Annotated in this window: 15 protein-coding genes and 2 pseudogenes; 8 read left to right on the forward strand and 9 right to left on the reverse strand. The window is 31.5% G+C overall.

From position 1 onward, the window contains the following. Both E1J38_RS13535 and E1J38_RS13540 read right to left on the reverse strand, forming a co-directional pair. Nucleotides 1-372 (reverse strand): annotated as a pseudogene (locus E1J38_RS13535) (IS3 family transposase); the annotation flags it as partial. Between the two features lie 44 nt (nucleotides 373-416). After that, nucleotides 417-779, reverse strand: coding sequence for a transposase (locus E1J38_RS13540; protein WP_133357330.1), 363 nt, complete (start codon nucleotides 777-779; stop codon nucleotides 417-419). A 92-nt stretch (nucleotides 780-871) separates the two neighbouring features. Between E1J38_RS13540 and E1J38_RS13545 the strand changes: the two genes are divergently transcribed. From E1J38_RS13545 to E1J38_RS13565, 5 genes are all read left to right on the forward strand, one after another. Continuing rightward, a complete protein-coding gene (locus tag E1J38_RS13545) occupies nucleotides 872-1,879 on the forward strand; it encodes a glycosyltransferase family 2 protein (protein WP_133357431.1) in 1,008 nt (335 codons plus the stop codon). Beyond that, complete coding sequence (locus E1J38_RS13550) at nucleotides 1,876-2,835, forward strand: CdaR family protein (RefSeq protein ID WP_255449902.1); 960 nt, start codon at nucleotides 1,876-1,878, stop codon at nucleotides 2,833-2,835. Before E1J38_RS13545 ends, E1J38_RS13550 begins: the two co-directional genes overlap by 4 nt. Then, nucleotides 2,832-3,419, forward strand: coding sequence for a dephospho-CoA kinase (coaE, locus tag E1J38_RS13555; protein ID WP_133357430.1), 588 nt, complete (start codon nucleotides 2,832-2,834; stop codon nucleotides 3,417-3,419). Before E1J38_RS13550 ends, coaE begins: the two co-directional genes overlap by 4 nt. Nucleotides 3,420-3,495: 76 nt before the next feature. Continuing rightward, on the forward strand, nucleotides 3,496-5,073 hold the full coding sequence (locus tag E1J38_RS13560; protein ID WP_186525875.1) for a sensor histidine kinase: 1,578 nt from the start codon (nucleotides 3,496-3,498) through the stop codon (nucleotides 5,071-5,073). Between the two features lie 2 nt (nucleotides 5,074-5,075). Next, complete coding sequence (locus E1J38_RS13565) at nucleotides 5,076-5,780, forward strand: response regulator transcription factor (RefSeq protein WP_133357429.1); 705 nt, start codon at nucleotides 5,076-5,078, stop codon at nucleotides 5,778-5,780. A gap of 111 nt (nucleotides 5,781-5,891) precedes the next feature. Here E1J38_RS13565 and E1J38_RS13570 read toward each other — a convergent pair whose 3' ends face one another. From E1J38_RS13570 to E1J38_RS13590, 5 genes are read right to left on the reverse strand one after another with little or no spacing between them, the layout of a single operon-like run. Then, nucleotides 5,892-6,545 (reverse strand): alpha/beta hydrolase, encoded by a 654-nt coding sequence (locus tag E1J38_RS13570; RefSeq protein ID WP_133357428.1) that lies wholly within the window; start codon nucleotides 6,543-6,545, stop codon nucleotides 5,892-5,894. Nucleotides 6,546-6,549: 4 nt separating this feature from the next. Next, nucleotides 6,550-6,888, reverse strand: coding sequence for a hypothetical protein (locus tag E1J38_RS13575; protein WP_133357427.1), 339 nt, complete (start codon nucleotides 6,886-6,888; stop codon nucleotides 6,550-6,552). A gap of 1 nt (nucleotide 6,889) precedes the next feature. Next, on the reverse strand, nucleotides 6,890-8,146 hold the full coding sequence (locus tag E1J38_RS13580) for a dihydroorotase (protein ID WP_133357426.1): 1,257 nt from the start codon (nucleotides 8,144-8,146) through the stop codon (nucleotides 6,890-6,892). After that, nucleotides 8,143-10,068: a BatA domain-containing protein gene (locus tag E1J38_RS13585; RefSeq protein ID WP_133357425.1), complete on the reverse strand. Its 1,926-nt coding sequence runs from the start codon at nucleotides 10,066-10,068 to the stop codon at nucleotides 8,143-8,145. The genes E1J38_RS13580 and E1J38_RS13585 overlap by 4 nt, the downstream gene beginning before the upstream one ends. Before the next feature lie 34 nt (nucleotides 10,069-10,102). Next, nucleotides 10,103-11,110, reverse strand: coding sequence for a glycosyltransferase family 2 protein (locus tag E1J38_RS13590; protein ID WP_133357424.1), 1,008 nt, complete (start codon nucleotides 11,108-11,110; stop codon nucleotides 10,103-10,105). 98 nt (nucleotides 11,111-11,208) lie between these two features. On the opposite strand from E1J38_RS13590, the gene E1J38_RS13595 reads away from it, so the two are divergent. Continuing rightward, a complete protein-coding gene (locus tag E1J38_RS13595; RefSeq protein WP_133357423.1) occupies nucleotides 11,209-13,101 on the forward strand; it encodes a M61 family metallopeptidase in 1,893 nt (630 codons plus the stop codon). Nucleotides 13,102-13,154: 53 nt separating this feature from the next. Here E1J38_RS13595 and E1J38_RS13600 read toward each other — a convergent pair whose 3' ends face one another. After that, nucleotides 13,155-13,919: a TIGR02757 family protein gene (locus tag E1J38_RS13600; RefSeq protein ID WP_133357422.1), complete on the reverse strand. Its 765-nt coding sequence runs from the start codon at nucleotides 13,917-13,919 to the stop codon at nucleotides 13,155-13,157. A gap of 255 nt (nucleotides 13,920-14,174) precedes the next feature. Here E1J38_RS13600 and E1J38_RS13605 point away from each other — a divergent pair, with 255 nt between their 5' ends. Continuing rightward, a complete protein-coding gene (locus E1J38_RS13605) occupies nucleotides 14,175-14,567 on the forward strand; it encodes a hypothetical protein (RefSeq protein WP_133357421.1) in 393 nt (130 codons plus the stop codon). Between the two features lie 139 nt (nucleotides 14,568-14,706). On the opposite strand, the pseudogene E1J38_RS13610 reads toward E1J38_RS13605, so the two are convergent. Then, nucleotides 14,707-15,051: pseudogene (locus E1J38_RS13610) on the reverse strand (DUF2400 family protein); the annotation flags it as partial. A gap of 274 nt (nucleotides 15,052-15,325) precedes the next feature. On the opposite strand from E1J38_RS13610, the gene E1J38_RS13615 reads away from it, so the two are divergent. Next, on the forward strand, nucleotides 15,326-16,144 hold the full coding sequence (locus E1J38_RS13615) for a hypothetical protein (protein WP_133357419.1): 819 nt from the start codon (nucleotides 15,326-15,328) through the stop codon (nucleotides 16,142-16,144).

Here is a 16,144-nt window from a genome sequence, read left to right on the forward strand (position 1 = left end):
CTTAGTCTGTAGATAGGTTATGTCTGCTACCCAAAGCTGTTCTGGTTTATTGAGATTAAAAGATTTTGTGAGATTTGGATACTTTTTCATCCAATGTTTAGAGTTTGTGGTTTTTGTATATTTTCTTCGCTTTCTTACCAGTAGCCCTTCCTGCCTTAAAATGTCAAAGAGCTTATCCCTTCCCACTTTTATGCCTTGACGCTCTATTTTTGGCTGGATTAAATGATAGAGTTTTCTTGTGCCTAATCGAGGTAGTTTACATCGTATATCTATAACCATAGACTTAACTTGAGCGACAACAAAGCTTTGGTGTAATTGTTTGTTCTCTCGCTTATAATAAGCTTGTTTGCTATAACCAAGTAATTTACACATGCCATTGATCGATAACCGATTCTGCTGCTGCGTATACTCTTGAACTACTTGGTGCCAGACTTTTTTACAATCTTAATCTTTAGTTCTCGCTCAGCGACTTTGATAAAGTGCTTGAAAAAATCCAACTCCTGATCTTTCTTTTTTAACTGTGCTTCTAGCTCTTTTATGCGTTGTTTATCCGGATTTTTCATCGGTCGACCAATACTTGTGTGATTTGGATAAGTAAAGGTACCATATTTTCGTAACCAATTGGTAATGCAACCATTGCCTCGAATATCATATTTACGTTGCAGCTGGTCTTTGTTTAAAAAACCTTGCTCGTATTCAGATACAACCAAACGTTTGAAGTTCTCACTGTAATTTCTTGGGGGCTCTTGCTTTTTTCTTAACTGCCTTTTGTTTCCCATTGTTCTAAATGTTATGGTCAACTTTTTTCAGGACGAGACAATACTGTCAAAAGCCACCTTTAAAGGGTGGCTTTTTTTGTTACATTTGTGTTATGCAATTACATTTTTCTTTTATAATTCCCGTATATAATAGACCAGATGAAATAGAAGAACTTTTACAAAGTTTTTTGGCTATGGAAACTACTACGGATTATGAAATTGTTATTGTAGAAGATGGTTCGTCAATATCCTCAAAGGAGGTTGTTAAACGTTTTTCAGAAAAACTTAATATTTCATATTACTTTAAGGAGAATTCTGGACCTGGAGATTCTAGAAATTTTGGAATGCAACATGCCACAGGTAATTATTTTATTATTTTAGATAGTGATGTTATTTTGCCTAAAAACTACTTAGCTGAGGTTGAGAAAAGTTTGTCAGATTTTTATGTAGACTGTTTTGGTGGCCCCGATGCAGCTCACGAATCGTTCACCAACGTTCAAAAGGCTATTAATTTTACCATGACTTCGTTTATAACTACAGGGGGAATAAGAGGTAATGAGAAAAGTATAGATAGGTTTCAGCCCAGAAGTTTCAACATGGGAATATCCAAAAAAGCCTTTGAAGCTTCTAAAGGTTTTGGACGTATACATCCAGGAGAAGACCCCGATTTATCTATTAGACTCTGGGATTTAGGCTTTAAAACCAAACTAATACCAGAAGCTGTAGTCTATCATAAACGCCGAATTTCTTGGTCTAAATTTTATACACAGGTAAATAAGTTTGGTCTAGTAAGGCCAATTTTAAACAAATGGCATCCTTCAACAAAAAAAATAACTTACTGGTTCCCAAGTTTGTTTATAATAGGATTTGACATATCAATTTTGTTAGCAATTTTTGGTTTTAACAAGTTCTTGTTTTTATATATTTTGTACTTTTTCGTAGTATTTTTAGTAGCTCTATTTACTACAAAAAATATAAAAGTAGCTGCTATGTCTTTGTTGGCAATTTGTATCCAGTTTATGGGATACGGGCTAGGGTTTTTAGAATCTACTTGGGCGTTAACTATTTTAAATAATGATCCTGAGACACATTTCCCAAAGTTGTTTTTTAAAGAAAAATGATAAGAAAATTAAAATCGAAAATATCGGCATCATTTAAGAGTAAACGAATCAATGTTTTTCTATTATTCTTACTCTGTTCTTTTTTAATTTTAATTTTTTCAAAGCTTTCAAAAGAGTATACCAAGACCGTAGCCTTTGAAATTGAAAAACTTAACCTTCCAGAAGAAAAAGTTATTTTAAGAGATTCTATACTGATTAATATAACGCTTAAAACGCATGGTTTTAGATGGCTTAAGTATTCCTTTGATAAACCAAAAATTAAAATAGATTTCTCCAAAGATGTTATTCAAAAAGAATCGGTCTATGTTTGGAATAAGTCTGTTGCTTATCTTAATAATACACAGTTTGATAAACAAGTGCAGTTGTTGAGTATAACTCCAGACACATTGGTGTTTAGATATGGTGTGAATATGGTGAAAAAGGTTCCTGTAAAGTTAAATGCAGATATTAAGTTTGGAGCTGGATATAATACTATAAATCCTATTGAGATAGAACCTGATTCTGTTTTGGTTATTGGTCCACATGTGTTGGTTTCAGAAATTGACTTGTTAGAAACAGAGGACGTTATCTTAAATGATATTAGAACAGATTTGAATGTTGAAACCAAATTGAAATTACCTAAAAGCAGTACAGATTTAAAGTTTTCAGATGCCAATATAACACTAAAGGCCAATGTTGAAAAATTTACAGAAGGAACTTTAAAAGTTCCTGTAAGAATCATTAATGTTCCTAATGGTATCAATTTAAAATACTTTCCTAAGGAAGTAAACGTATCTTATTATGTTAGTTTAAAGAACTTTAAATCTATTAAGTTAAACGATTTTAAAGTAGTTTGTGATTATTCAAAAATTATAGAAAATCAGTCGTTTTTAGTACCAGAACTATTACAGTTTCCAAAAACGGTAAAGAATGCCAAAATTAATCAACAGCAAATAGAATTTATAATAAGTAAATGACTATTGTAGGACTTACAGGTGGTATAGGCAGTGGGAAAACTACTGTTGCAAAAGAGTTTAAAAAAATTGGAGTTCCTGTTTATATAGCTGATGAAGAGGCTAAGCGGCTTATGAATAGGTCTAAGGTTATTAAAAGGAAACTGATTGATTTATTTGGAGAAAATGCCTATATAGATGATAAACTTAATAGACCATTTATAGCAGATATTATTTTTAATGATACCATGTATTTGCAAAAAATGAATGCTATTGTTCATCCAAAGGTAGCAAGACATTTTGAAAAGTGGACTTTAAAACAAAATGCGCCATATGTTATAAAAGAAGTAGCTATTTTATTTGAAAACGGAGGGCATACACAATGCGACTATATTATAACGGTAATTGCTCCAATTGAAGTTAGAATCCAACGGCTGTTAAAACGCGATGATACTACAAAAGATAAGATTAAAGCTATTATGAAAAACCAATGGTCTGATAAGGAAAAAGTGAAGTTGTCAGACTTTGTAATTGAAAATATTGAGCTTCAAAACACTATTATTCAGGTTAATGAAGTTCATGACAAAATACTTCAAAATATAGCATAATTCGTAATTTTAACATTTTTGTTAATGTAAGGTTAAAACATAAGTGCGCTAAATGTTAAAATGTTAATTTTGAGTAATGAGCAAAAGAGTATTTATCCTATTGGTGCTTTTAATGAGTCTATCTTTAATAGGGATAATTTTCGTTCAGGCTTATTTTATAAAGAGTTTTGTTGAGAATGAAAAAAAACGGTTTCATTCAAGTGTATTGACCACCTTGCATAAGGTTTCTAATGATATTGAGGAAGATGAGTACAACTCAAAATTTGAATCTTATCAAAAATTAATCACCGAAGAAACCGAAGTTGATTCCAGTGCTGTGTCTCAGTTATTTATTTATCAACAAAACAATAAAACAAAAGACAGACTAATTTATAGTAGTGGTGTTTTAGAAGAGAACTATAAATTATCACAATCGCTCTTTGACATTGGTTTAGATAGTCTTGAAATTCAAAGATTAACAGGCACTTCGAGATTGGAATTTTATCAAGGAGATGATTTAATTGATAATAAAGATTTAGGTAGCAGCCCTATTGTTAACATACTTAATAGTGGCAGGCTTAAAGAAGCTGAGAAAAACTATTTTGAAAAGAATTTTAAAGCCTACGTAAAAACTTTTCCCATTCATAAGCGAGTTTCCAATGAAACTATTAATGATTTCATGAAGTTGAAACTAGCAGAAGAAGGTATTGATTTAGACTTTGAATTTGCAATTTATAGTAATGAACTGGCAACCAAAGTACAAAGTGAAAACTTTGAATACGACTTGGAGTCTACTTATAAAGTGCCTATTTTTTATGATGAAAACAGACAAACACCTTATAAGTTATTGGTAAACTTCCCTAAGGATAGTAAGTTTATTTTAGCACCTATTATTGGTATGATTTTGCTGTCCATTGTATTTACATCAATTATTGTAATAGCTTATACAAGTGCCTTGTATCAGCTTATAAAGCAACGTAAAATTTCGCAAATAAAAACAGATTTCATTAATAATATGACACATGAGTTTAAAACACCTATTGCTACTATTAATCTAGCATTAGATGCCATTAAAAACCCAGCTATTATTGATGATAAAGATAAAGTGAAACGCTACCTTTCTATGATTAAGGAGGAAAATAAACGTATGCACGCTCAAGTAGAGAACGTTTTAAGGATATCTAAACTAGAAAAAAACGAACTAAATATAAGTAAAGACCGAGTAAAGTTACATGATATAATTGATACTGCCATTGCACATGTTGAGCTTATTGTGGAAAATAGACAGGGGTATATAAAAACTTTTTTTGAGGCTAATAAATCGTCTGTTCTAGCTAATGAAACTCACTTTATCAATGTAATAGTAAACATTTTGGATAATGCTATAAAATATTCACCAAACGCTCCAGAGATAGAGGTTTATACAGAAAATATTGGCACCAACATTATTCTAAAAATAAAAGATCATGGTAGTGGAATGAGTAAGGCAGCTGCCAAACGTGTGTTCGAGAAATTTTATAGAGAACACACGGGTAATATACACAATGTTAAAGGTCATGGTTTAGGCTTGGCGTATGTTAAGCGTATTGTTGATGATCATCAAGGTTATGTATCAGTAGAAAGTGAAAAAGGAAAAGGAAGCACTTTTATAATAAAGCTTCCCTTAATATCATAAATATGGAAGAGCAAAAAAAACGAATTTTATTAGTAGAAGACGATCCTAACTTCGGAACCGTTCTTAAAGACTATTTAATGATGAATGATTATGAGGTTACTCATGCAAAAAATGGAATGGAAGGCTTTGAGAAATTTAAAAAAGACGATTTCGATTTATGTATTTTAGATGTCATGATGCCCTATAAAGATGGTTTCACATTAGCCAAGGAAATACGAGAAAAAAATACCGATATACCAATTATTTTCTTAACCGCTAAAACTATGAAAGAAGATGTTTTAAAAGGCTATAAGGTAGGTGCAGATGATTATTTAAACAAGCCTTTTGATAGTGAAGTTTTATTAATGAAGATTAAAGCTATCATTCAACGAAAAGCAACTGAAACTATTTCGGATAGCAAGCAGTTTGAATTTAAAATAGGCAAGTTTCATTTAAACTCAAAGTTACGTTTCCTACGCTTTAATGGTGGAGATCCGGTTAAATTATCACCAAAAGAAAACGAGTTGTTACGTTTGTTAGCACTTCATGAAAATGACTTAATGCCTCGTGAATTGGCACTAACAAAGATTTGGAGAGACGATAATTACTTTACTTCTAGAAGTATGGATGTGTACATTGCCAAATTACGTAAATACCTTAAACCCGATGAAAAGGTTGAAATACTTAATATCCATGGAGAAGGGTTTAGATTGGTGATAAATGAATAACAACAGAATTCAATTTTATTTGTAAGCCAAAATCAACTTTTCGTTGTTTTAATATTTAATACAACAGTCGCATATAGGTCCGATCATAAAAACAGAAAAGCTTGAAATAATTTAAATACGTTCCTTTAACCAATTATTAAACTCAAAAAAGTTTTGAGGTGAAACACCATGGCCAACAGGAAATTCAGAGTAGTGGTGCTTGATGTTTAAGCTTTTTAAAAATGAGGGAGTTTGTCTAGCCCAATCTACAGGAATTACTTGATCTACATTTCCATGCGAACAATAAAAATCTAGATTAGAATAATCCTTTTTATTTAAATCTTCAGGTAAAATATCATGATATACATAACCGCTTAAAGCAATCACGTTTTTTACTTTTTCAGGGTAATTAAAAGCTATACCATAACTTAAAATACTACCTTGACTAAAACCTAAAAGCGTAACATTGTCTTTATTTACAGGGTAATTTTCAGTTGCTTCATCAATAAAATTCGCAATTAAATCTCTTGATGCCTCGGCTTGTTCTTTATCGTTCCATTTACCGCGTTCAGCATCAAAATTAATAGTATACCAAGCATTACCATAAGGAGCCATTGGATAGGGAGCTCTTACTGAAATAATAAAAAGCTCATCTGGTAATTCACTAGCAAAAGAGAATAAATCGTTTTCATCACTACCATAGCCATGCATCATAATTAATAATGGAGCATTTTTAGATAAACTAGAAGGTCTGGTTAAATGATATAGGGCAAGTGAATTGTTCATTATATTATCTGCCTAGGTTAGCGAATATTTTTTGATATAAATCACCTACCAAAGGGACCTTTTGAGTTTTTTCAGTAATGGCCGATGAAAAGCCATAGATAAAAAGAACTGAAAAAAATAAATAGAACCCAGAAGTTACCAACCAACTGTCAAAACTCCCGATAATATATCCTAAAGCCCAGAAGGTTAACCAAAGCCCTAACGATTGCCTTATGTGAAAACTGGCAAAAGCACTTTTTTTATGCTCTTCGTTATTTAGAAAATAAGCTATAATTACTCCAAAAATAGTGATATAACTAATTATGGCGTTTTTCTTTCCGCGTTCAATATCTTGTTGCGTCATTTTAGTTATTTAGGTGTAATTTGTTATTTGATAAAATACCGTAAACAATTCCTTTAAGGTTAGAACCCAAAAAAATGCTGTTTTTTGAACGGGATTTTATATGCCCTTTCTCAAAGGTGTATTTAGCATCTGGATTAAAAAGTGTTATATTAGCTTCACTACCTATATTTATTGAAGATTGTTTAACACCAAAATGCTGTTTTCCTTTGGTTAGAAGTTCTATGGTTTTTTTTGTAGTAAAGACAGTTTGTAAAGCTCCAAAAGCACTTTCTAAACCTATGGTGCCGTATTCAGCATGATCAAACTCTACTTTCTTCTCTTCAATATCGATGGGTGAGTGGTCTGAAGTAACCATATCAATGGTACCATCTTTAACACCTGTAATTAGCGCCTCTATATCTGCTTGAGTTCTTAAAGGTGGTAATACTTTTGAGTTAGTGTCAAAGTTTGTTAAAGATTCGTCTAGAATGCATAAGTTATGAATGGCAACACTACAAGTAACATCTAATTTACTTTTTTTAGCTTCTCTAATCAAAGCCACCGATTTGGCTGTTGAAATAGTAGGAATATGTAATTTACCTCCAGTATATTCTAGTAAGAACAAATCACGGGCCACTTGTAGTTCTTCAGCTAATGAAGGAATACCTTTTAAACCTAGTTTGGTACTTGTAATGTTTTCGTTCATCACACCATGTCCTGAAATTTTATTTTCCTGTGGAAATGAACATACTAACCCGTTGAAATTAGATGCATATTGAAGTGCAATTTTCATGAGATTTGGGTTAGAAACAGGTTTCTTATAATCATAAAATGCAACGGCTCCTGAAGTGCTCATATCGTAAAGCTCTGCTAAATCTTCACCTTTACTTCCAATGGTTAATGCACCTATAGGAACTACTGTTACGGCATTATTATTAGCTTTTGATGTAATAAATGTAATATCAGCATTGGTATCTATAACAGGATTGGTGTTTGGGTTTAAAGCAATGGTTGTAAAACCAGATGAAGCAGCTACTTTTAGTCCATTCTTTAAGGTTTCTCGCTCCTCATAACCAGGTTCTCCAAAACACACACTACTGTCAAACCAACCTTGTGAGACATGTAGGTTTTCTAATGTTATTTCTTCGTAATCGTTAGTGTTTTTAATGTTTTTAGAAATCTTTAAAATCGTGCCGTTTTCAATTAAAATGTCTTGAATAGTATTGTGAAACTCACTTTTGGGATCTATTATGGTGGCAGATTTTATAAGTATGGTCATTTAAAATATTTTAAGATGAGCATTTCAGTAATCAATAACATCAGTGCAAAAATAACAAACCATTTCCACAAGGCATTAACTTTTGTATCACTTTTTATGGTGTTAAAAACATCAGGTATTGAATTACTCAAAATTACATGTTTATAATTTGAAAAGTTTTGATACAATAAATTACTTTCACTTCTATTGTAATTAAAACTTACATTTTTTATAGTTTGAACTTTGTTGTTTATACTGTAAATATTTGCAACATCAGGCGTTTCAGATGTGTTGATAATCACTTTATTGTTAAAGTATTTCTGTCTTGGTATAATATTAATGCCATTATTAACAAGAGATAAAATATCATCTTGCTGTAGTTGTGTTTCTACTTCAAATTCATTTTCTTTTCCAATGGTATAGTACAATTCGGGTGTTTTAAAACTCTGTTTTGCAATGTTGTAAAGTGTTGGTACTATTAATGGTGAGTTTTTGAAATTGGAATTATTATTATTTAAAGCAGCAGTAAATACAAACACATTATTTTGTTGGTAAAGAAAGGGCTTACCATCTTCAAACCTTAAAACCCAAGCATAACTGTTAGATGCCACTTCATAAAAACTTTCCACTTTTGGATATTGGAAGTTTGAGACCTGTTTTTCAAAAACGCCTTTTTTATAAAGCGGATGTGCATAATTTATTGAGGTGATGCGTTTTTCGGAATCTATTTGCGTAGAAAAACTTGAATTGAAATGATTCAATAACAGGTTATAAGACTGTATATTAACTTTTTTAGAAGGAATCACAATAACAGAACCACCTTGAGAAACAAAATGCTTTAAGGCAGAAGCTAAGGCATTGGGAATGACGTCTATTTCATTTAAAACAATAAGGTGTTTTTTTTCTATAAGACTGTAATTCAATTTATTAACAGAGGTTGAAGTTAAATTAAATTCCTCATTTGAAAAAATACGGTTTAAAAAAGCACCATCAGCATCATTCACAGCTAAAGCATTAATTTTTGAACCATAATTAATATTGAAAAACAAGTTGTTATCAAACCTTAGGTTAGTGTCATCAATAGTTATTTTACCGTTTATGATCTCATTGGTAGGTAGCGTAAATGAAGTTTCTGAAATTTTATCAATTTCTAATGATGTTTTAGCAATTAAATCTTCACCATTATAAACTGAAATAGGCACATTATCTATCGGATTACCACTATTTTTTAAAATGACCTTTAGTTGGTAGTTAATAGGTGTAGTTTCAGAAATAAAAGCAGTGTCAATTGAAATATTATTTGTGTTTATAGGTTTTAATTGAATTAAATGTAAATTGGTAAGTGAATCTAAATCGGGATTAAATGCAGTATTATTTTGTTGAAAATCTGATATAAAAACAAGGTTTTTAAGCAAGCCTTTTTTCTTGCTGAAAAGCGTTTTGCTTTTTAATAATGCAGCATCTAGTGTTAATTGGTTTGGTGAATAATTTAACTGTAATAAATTATTCTTTATAGCTTTAATGGTTGTGTTTTTAAAAGAAGCATTATTAGTTATAACAGAAATGTTTTCGCTTTCGGGTATGTTAACAACTAAATCCTGTAAAGCCCGCTTTAGTAGTTCGCCCTGACTTCCTTTAGCCTGCATACTAAAAGAATTATCAATGTAAATAACAGTTTCCTTTTCAGTTTTAAAACGGTCATTTTTTGCTGTGAATGGTTGAGTAAATGCTAGTACAATAGCTGTTAAAAGCAGCAATCTTGTACAAAGAATAAGCCATTTTTTAATTTGTGAACTTTTACGAGAGTTTTCTTTTATTTCCTTTAGGAAAGCAACATTGGTAAAAGGTTCTTTTTTAAAACGTCTTAATTGGAAAAGGTGAACAACAATAGGAATGAGTAGCAGCAATAAGGCGTAAAGAAGTTCGGGGTGTTTAAATTGCATTCCTTTTTATTGATTAATCAAAATTACATAATTTTCAACAAAAGAAAATGAAATCTTTTATAGGTTCAAGATTAAGTTTAGTTAAATGGCTTCTTATTTGCTTTTGAGCCTTCTTATTTGCTACAGTGATAAGGCTTTGTGAGTTTTTTATGGTAGCCAAGGTTTCAAAACTCAATAGCCTTTTTCCATAAATATCACGACCAATTTTATTGGGGTTATCACAAATCCATTCAAAAGAAATATGGCGCTCTAAAAAGATTTTAGCCATTAATTTACCTTTGGTTCCAGCGCCCCATATAACAGGTGTTTTATTTGGATTATAATCTATATCCAAATAATGATACACTTTTAAGTTAGTAAAATGGTTTTGGGCATAGTGAATATGTGTTCTAGAGGTTCTAGTAGTATAGTCTCGCCATTTGTGAATGATTGTGTTACAGGGTATACACTTAAAGTGGTGCTTGTAAAACCGGAATGTTAAATCATAGTCTTCTGGATAAATATTGGGGTTAAAGGCGTCACAGGAAACTAAGTCATCTCTATGTATCATCCAACATGGAGAAGGTATCACACATTCCTTATATATCTCATCATAATTATTACCTGTTTTTGTTAAATGATTTAACCAAGTTTCATAACTTTTATATCCAGGGCCTACACCTTGATTACTAAAATATTCAACTAAGCCAACAGCAACATGTTTTTTTCCATGAGTCATTAAATTGTTTGCTAATATTTCCAATTTTTTAGGTAACATAACATCATCACTATCCATGCGGGTTATAAATTCTCCAGAACTATTTTTAAAAGCTAGTTTAAGTGCAGTAATAATACCTTTTCCTCTGTTTTTTAATAATTTTATTCTACTATCCTTTTTGGCATATTTTTCAACACGAGAGTAACTTTGGTCAGTAGAATGGTCATCAACAATAAGTAATTCCCAGTTTGTATAAGTTTGGTTTAATATAGAGTCTAAACATTCATTTAAAAAAGCTTCTGTATTTTTAAAAGGTGTTAGAATACTAATTAGGGGCTTTTCCATATAACGAATATACTATCTTTTAACAAAACCTTAAGAGCAGTAATTGTAACATAGTAGTATTTTGCACGTCATTTAAAAAACTTTAAAAATCACTGTTAATGAATAATAAAATTCTTGTTGCTGTATTCGCTAGTATTTTAATGATAGGTTGTGGTTCCTCAAAAAAATCTACCAATGATTTAGCAATAAACTTACCTATTGAAACCGCTATTAATTTATCTGCTGTAAAAAATGATAAAGCTCCTGTAACCATAAATCCTGGAAGATTTACAACTGAAACGGTTACTTACAGATTGCCCAAAGTAGTTCAAGGAACGTATTCTGTAAGTAATTTTGGGAAGTATATTGATGATTTTAAAGCTTTCAACTACAAAGGAGATGAAATGACAGTAACCAAAATTGACGACAATTCTTGGACTATTGCCGATGCCAAAAACCTAGACAAAATAACATATTGGGTTAACGATACTTATGATGTTGAATCTGAAGGAGGTATAGGGAAAGATGTACCGTTTTCGCCTTCTGGAACTAACATTGAGCCGGAGAATTACGTGTTGAACTTGCATGGCTTTATTGGATATTTTGATTCATTAAAAAACAACCATTACAAATTAGATGTTACGGCTCCCACCAATTTTGTTAGAACATCAGCACTTCAAACTGTGAATACAAAATCTAGTGAAGACAGTATAAATACCACGACAAGTTATTACGCTCCGCGCTATTTTGATATTACAGATAACCCAATGATGTATGGAAATTTAGATGTTGAAGAATTTCAGGTTGGTAGTATTAAAATTGTGTTGAGTGTTTATTCTCCAAACAAAATGCATTCTGCAAAGTCTTTAAAAGAAACCATTTTTAAAATGATGGAAGCTCAAAAAGCTTATATGGGAGATATTAATACCACACCACGTTATGATATTTATGTTTATCTGTCTGAAGGAAAAGAAGGCTCGCCTAAAGGGTTCGGTGCTTTAGAGCATCATACATCTACTGTAGTAGTAATGCCGGAGGATATTCCAGCAGATGCCCTAGAAGAAAGTATGATAGATGTGGTGTCTCATGAGTTTTTTCATATTGTAACACCACTAAGCGTGCATTCTGAAGACGTACATTATTTTGATTACAACAACCCAACATTTTCAAAACATTTATGGATGTATGAAGGTGTAACTGAGTATTTTGCAACCTTGTTTCAAGTGGATCAAGGGTTGGTTGATGAAGCCGAATTTTACAACAAAATTATGGGTAAAATACAGGAAGCTTCAAGAATGAATGATGCCATGAGTTTTACTATTATGAGTGAAAACGTATTAAAAGCACCATATAAGGATGAATATTTAAATGTTTATCAAAAAGGTGCTTTAATAGGTATGTGTATTGATATTTTAATGCGGGAAGAAAGTAACGGAAACAGAGGTATTCTGTCGTTAATGAAAGAATTATCAAATAAATACGGGAAAAATAAGCCTTTTGAAGATGACGCTTTAATTGATGAAATAGTTGCTATGACTTATCCTTCGTTGGGTGATTTTTTTAGAACGCATGTAGTTGGAGATTTACCAATTGACTATAATGAATTTTTTGAAAAAGTAGGTCTGGAAATAGGAGAGGGTAAGATAAAAACCAACTTTATTTTATTAAATGGCGTACCCATTGTTAGTGGCGATGGTCAAAAAGGCACCATATTTTTTACAGATGCGGCATTACAAAATAGTTTCTGGAAAGAACAGGGCGTTCAAGCCAATGATGTTATTAAATCTATTGATGGCAATACCTTAACACTCCAAAATGCTAACCAAGTATTACAAGAGGTATTCATGTGGAAACCTGGAAAGGATATTGAAGTTGTATTAGATAGAAATGGTGAAGAAATATTTGTAAAAACTACTACTACACAACCTTATACTACTGGGGAAATGATAGTTGAAAAATCAAATGCAACTGAGGCTCAAAAAGATTTAAGAAAAGCATGGTTGAAAGGGTAAGTGTTTTTCAAGTTTTGAAATAAGAAAATGGTAAACTTTAGTTTGCCATTTTTTTAAAATCCCTCAAAAGCTCCTAGGCCAAAAAGCGCAAAATCATATTTAACAGGATCATGTTTATCGAGTTTTCTCAGAGCAGTATCTAATTCTAATAGTGCTTTAGCATCATTCTGTTTTCTATTCAGCAAGCCTAGCTTTCTGGCAACATTACCAGAATGTACATCTAGTGGACATGATAAAATTGAAGTTGGAATATTTCTCCAAATACCAAAATCTACACCATTATTATCATTGCGCACTAACCATCTAAGCATCATATTAATTCTTTTACAAGACGAACCTTTATTTGGGTCTCCAACATGTTTTTGAGTTCTCGATTCATGGTCTAAAGAAAAAAACACTCTTTTAAACTCATGTATAGCTGGCTGAATACTGTTATCGGTAATATTATTTTGAAACACAGTTTCCATACCACCATGATTGGTGTATATGTTATTCAGTGCCTTGATGAAATATTTGAAATCTATTGAATTAAAAGTACGATGCACAAACCCATCAAGTACATCTAGGTCCCTTTCTTTAAGATTCATAACAAAGTCATACGGGGAATTACCAAGTAGTTCCATCATTCTATCCGCATTATTTATAATCATCTTACGGTTACCCCATGCTATTGAGGCAGTTAGAAATGATGCAATCTCAATATCTTCCTTAAGCTGATAACGGTGCGGAACTTGTATAGGGTCACTATCAATGAACTTAGGATTATTGTATTGAGCTACCTTAGATTCTAAAAATTCTTTTAATTCTGATTTATTCAATTAATTGCCTTTGAGCACAAAGGTAATATTGTAAATACAATTTTATGGTGTATATATTTGTACCGTTAAACATATTTATAAACTGGACTAATTGTGTTTTACCACATCAGAATATGACATTAGTGTTTCTTATGATATTTAAATAAACCGTTCCATAAATTAATCTCAAACTGACCAATATCATTGGCTGTTAGTTTTCAAATGGTTAAATTATTTTCGCAAAAATTAGATTCATTAAAACTAAATTCTTTAGGTATGAATTCAATTACAAAACACTTAAAACTAATTGCCATTATACTTATTACTCCGTTTTTAGTCCAAAGCTGCACCATTTACAAATCGGCAAACGTAAGTCTTGAAGAAGCAGCCAAGTCTGAATCTAAAACTAAGATTGTAAAAAAAGATGGTAAAAGGGAAAAGTATTCAAAAGTTTTGCTTTTAGATAGTGGAGAGCTCTATGGTGTAAATTGGGTAAATAGAAAACAAACAACTGATAGTATTTTTATAGATGCCAAAACAGTTAAAAAAGTTAAACTGGAAAACAAAAAACTTAACTCAAATATTGAAGGGGTTATTTGGGCAATTTCTTGGATAGGAGGTTTAACTTTAGCTATAGTTTATGTTTATCCTTGGATGTTTGGAGTATGAAGCAATATAGACACAATATTTATACCACCACATTATATTAAATCACATCTGTTGATGTATGATGTGGAATCAAACATCTTGCCGCCTAAATTATATGATTAAACATAGTGAAGCGTTTTGCGGCAGAGTCTTTCAAGGGGTTACTTATATGCTTTAAACTCTTTATAAACTGAAGACAATCATCGCCATTGAAAGTACGGTGAACAAATGTGCTTAACTTTTCCAGATCTGTAGCTTGATGATTTATAACAAAATCATATGGTGCATCATCTAAAAGGTTTATCAGGCGTTTAGCATTATTTATGATACTTTTTCGGTTTCCCCAGGCTATAGTGGCGGTTAAAAAACCAGCAATTTCAATGTCTTCTTTTTTTGAGAATAGGTGAGGTATTTGAATTGGATCAGTTTCTATAAATCTTGGCTGGTTGTATTGAGTTACTTTTAAATCTAAAAATTCTCGTAATTCATTTTTATTTAATTTCATCTATCAAAAACAATATTGATGTTCATTAGGATACTTTAAAAATATAAAGCCTAAGCAAATTTATAAACATTTGATTGAAATAGGTATTGGTATGCTTTATGTTTAATAAAATTATTTTGAATATATTCTCTAATATAAAATTCTGTAACTGGTTACATGAAAAATTTAAAAATCATCGACGAAATATGTATTTTTGTTCTTATAAGAGATTTAAGTAATAAAAACTATAATTAAAAGAAAATAAAAACGTTAATTAGTAATAAATTAGATAGTTATGAGAAAAATAATTGCCCTAGCACTCATTGTCTTATCCGTATCATGTCAAAAAGACAAAACACCATTAAACGATTCAGGTCCAAGTGATGAGGCTAGAACTTTCTACCTAGAAAGTTTTAATGAATACAACTTAGCTAATCAAGTTTTTCAAGATCTTGTTAATATTAAAGGAGATATAATTTTAAATGCTGAAAATTCATTAACTGGAAAAACCAGTAGCAGTAAAATTGATGTTTCAGTTTCCATAGAACCTTCAGATTTGGAAACTTTTCCTAAAACAATAACTGTAGATTTCGGTCCTTCTGGAACAGTTGGTCGAGATGGTGTCTTTCGCAGGGGAGTTATTCGTATAGTATCTACTGGATGGTTTTGGGAGCAAGGAAGTGTCCATACAACGACCTTTAGTAACTATTTCCATGATAATTTTAAAGTGGAGGGAACTCAAATCGTGCAGAATTTTGGTGAAAATGAAAATGGTTTTATAGAGTTTGATGTTGAAGTCAATAACGGAGTTGTTTCTCATTCAGATGGCTTAAATATTACTTTTGATGAAGCGTCTACCAGAACGTGGATTGTTGGTTCTCAAACTCCGTTTAATATTTGGGATGATGAGTATATAATTGACGCTGTTCAATCTGGGTTCTTTTCTGATGGTACTTCATATTTGTTAACTTTCGATGAACCATTACATTATGTATTACTACCCAGGGCTGTTAGATCTGGGATTGTAAATTTGGTAATAGGTGGCTTCACTGGTTTTGAAATCAACCATAATAATCGGACTACCACGATACTGGGTGTGACGAGTACATTCTAA

Source organism: Seonamhaeicola sediminis (genome assembly GCF_004358095.2).
Classification (GTDB): Bacteria; Bacteroidota; Bacteroidia; order Flavobacteriales; family Flavobacteriaceae; genus Seonamhaeicola; species Seonamhaeicola sediminis.

Coding starts and splice junctions, on each gene's coding strand:
- E1J38_RS13540 (WP_133357330.1), bottom strand. CDS start 779: ATGGGAAACAAAAGGCAGTTAAGAAAAAAGCAAGAGCCCCCAAGAAAT.
- E1J38_RS13545 (WP_133357431.1), top strand. CDS start 872: ATGCAATTACATTTTTCTTTTATAATTCCCGTATATAATAGACCAGAT.
- E1J38_RS13550 (WP_255449902.1), top strand. CDS start 1,876: ATGATAAGAAAATTAAAATCGAAAATATCGGCATCATTTAAGAGTAAA.
- coaE (WP_133357430.1), top strand. CDS start 2,832: ATGACTATTGTAGGACTTACAGGTGGTATAGGCAGTGGGAAAACTACT.
- E1J38_RS13560 (WP_186525875.1), top strand. CDS start 3,496: ATGAGCAAAAGAGTATTTATCCTATTGGTGCTTTTAATGAGTCTATCT.
- E1J38_RS13565 (WP_133357429.1), top strand. CDS start 5,076: ATGGAAGAGCAAAAAAAACGAATTTTATTAGTAGAAGACGATCCTAAC.
- E1J38_RS13570 (WP_133357428.1), bottom strand. CDS start 6,545: ATGAACAATTCACTTGCCCTATATCATTTAACCAGACCTTCTAGTTTA.
- E1J38_RS13575 (WP_133357427.1), bottom strand. CDS start 6,888: ATGACGCAACAAGATATTGAACGCGGAAAGAAAAACGCCATAATTAGT.
- E1J38_RS13580 (WP_133357426.1), bottom strand. CDS start 8,146: ATGACCATACTTATAAAATCTGCCACCATAATAGATCCCAAAAGTGAG.
- E1J38_RS13585 (WP_133357425.1), bottom strand. CDS start 10,068: ATGCAATTTAAACACCCCGAACTTCTTTACGCCTTATTGCTGCTACTC.
- E1J38_RS13590 (WP_133357424.1), bottom strand. CDS start 11,110: ATGGAAAAGCCCCTAATTAGTATTCTAACACCTTTTAAAAATACAGAA.
- E1J38_RS13595 (WP_133357423.1), top strand. CDS start 11,209: ATGAATAATAAAATTCTTGTTGCTGTATTCGCTAGTATTTTAATGATA.
- E1J38_RS13605 (WP_133357421.1), top strand. CDS start 14,175: ATGAATTCAATTACAAAACACTTAAAACTAATTGCCATTATACTTATT.
- E1J38_RS13615 (WP_133357419.1), top strand. CDS start 15,326: ATGAGAAAAATAATTGCCCTAGCACTCATTGTCTTATCCGTATCATGT.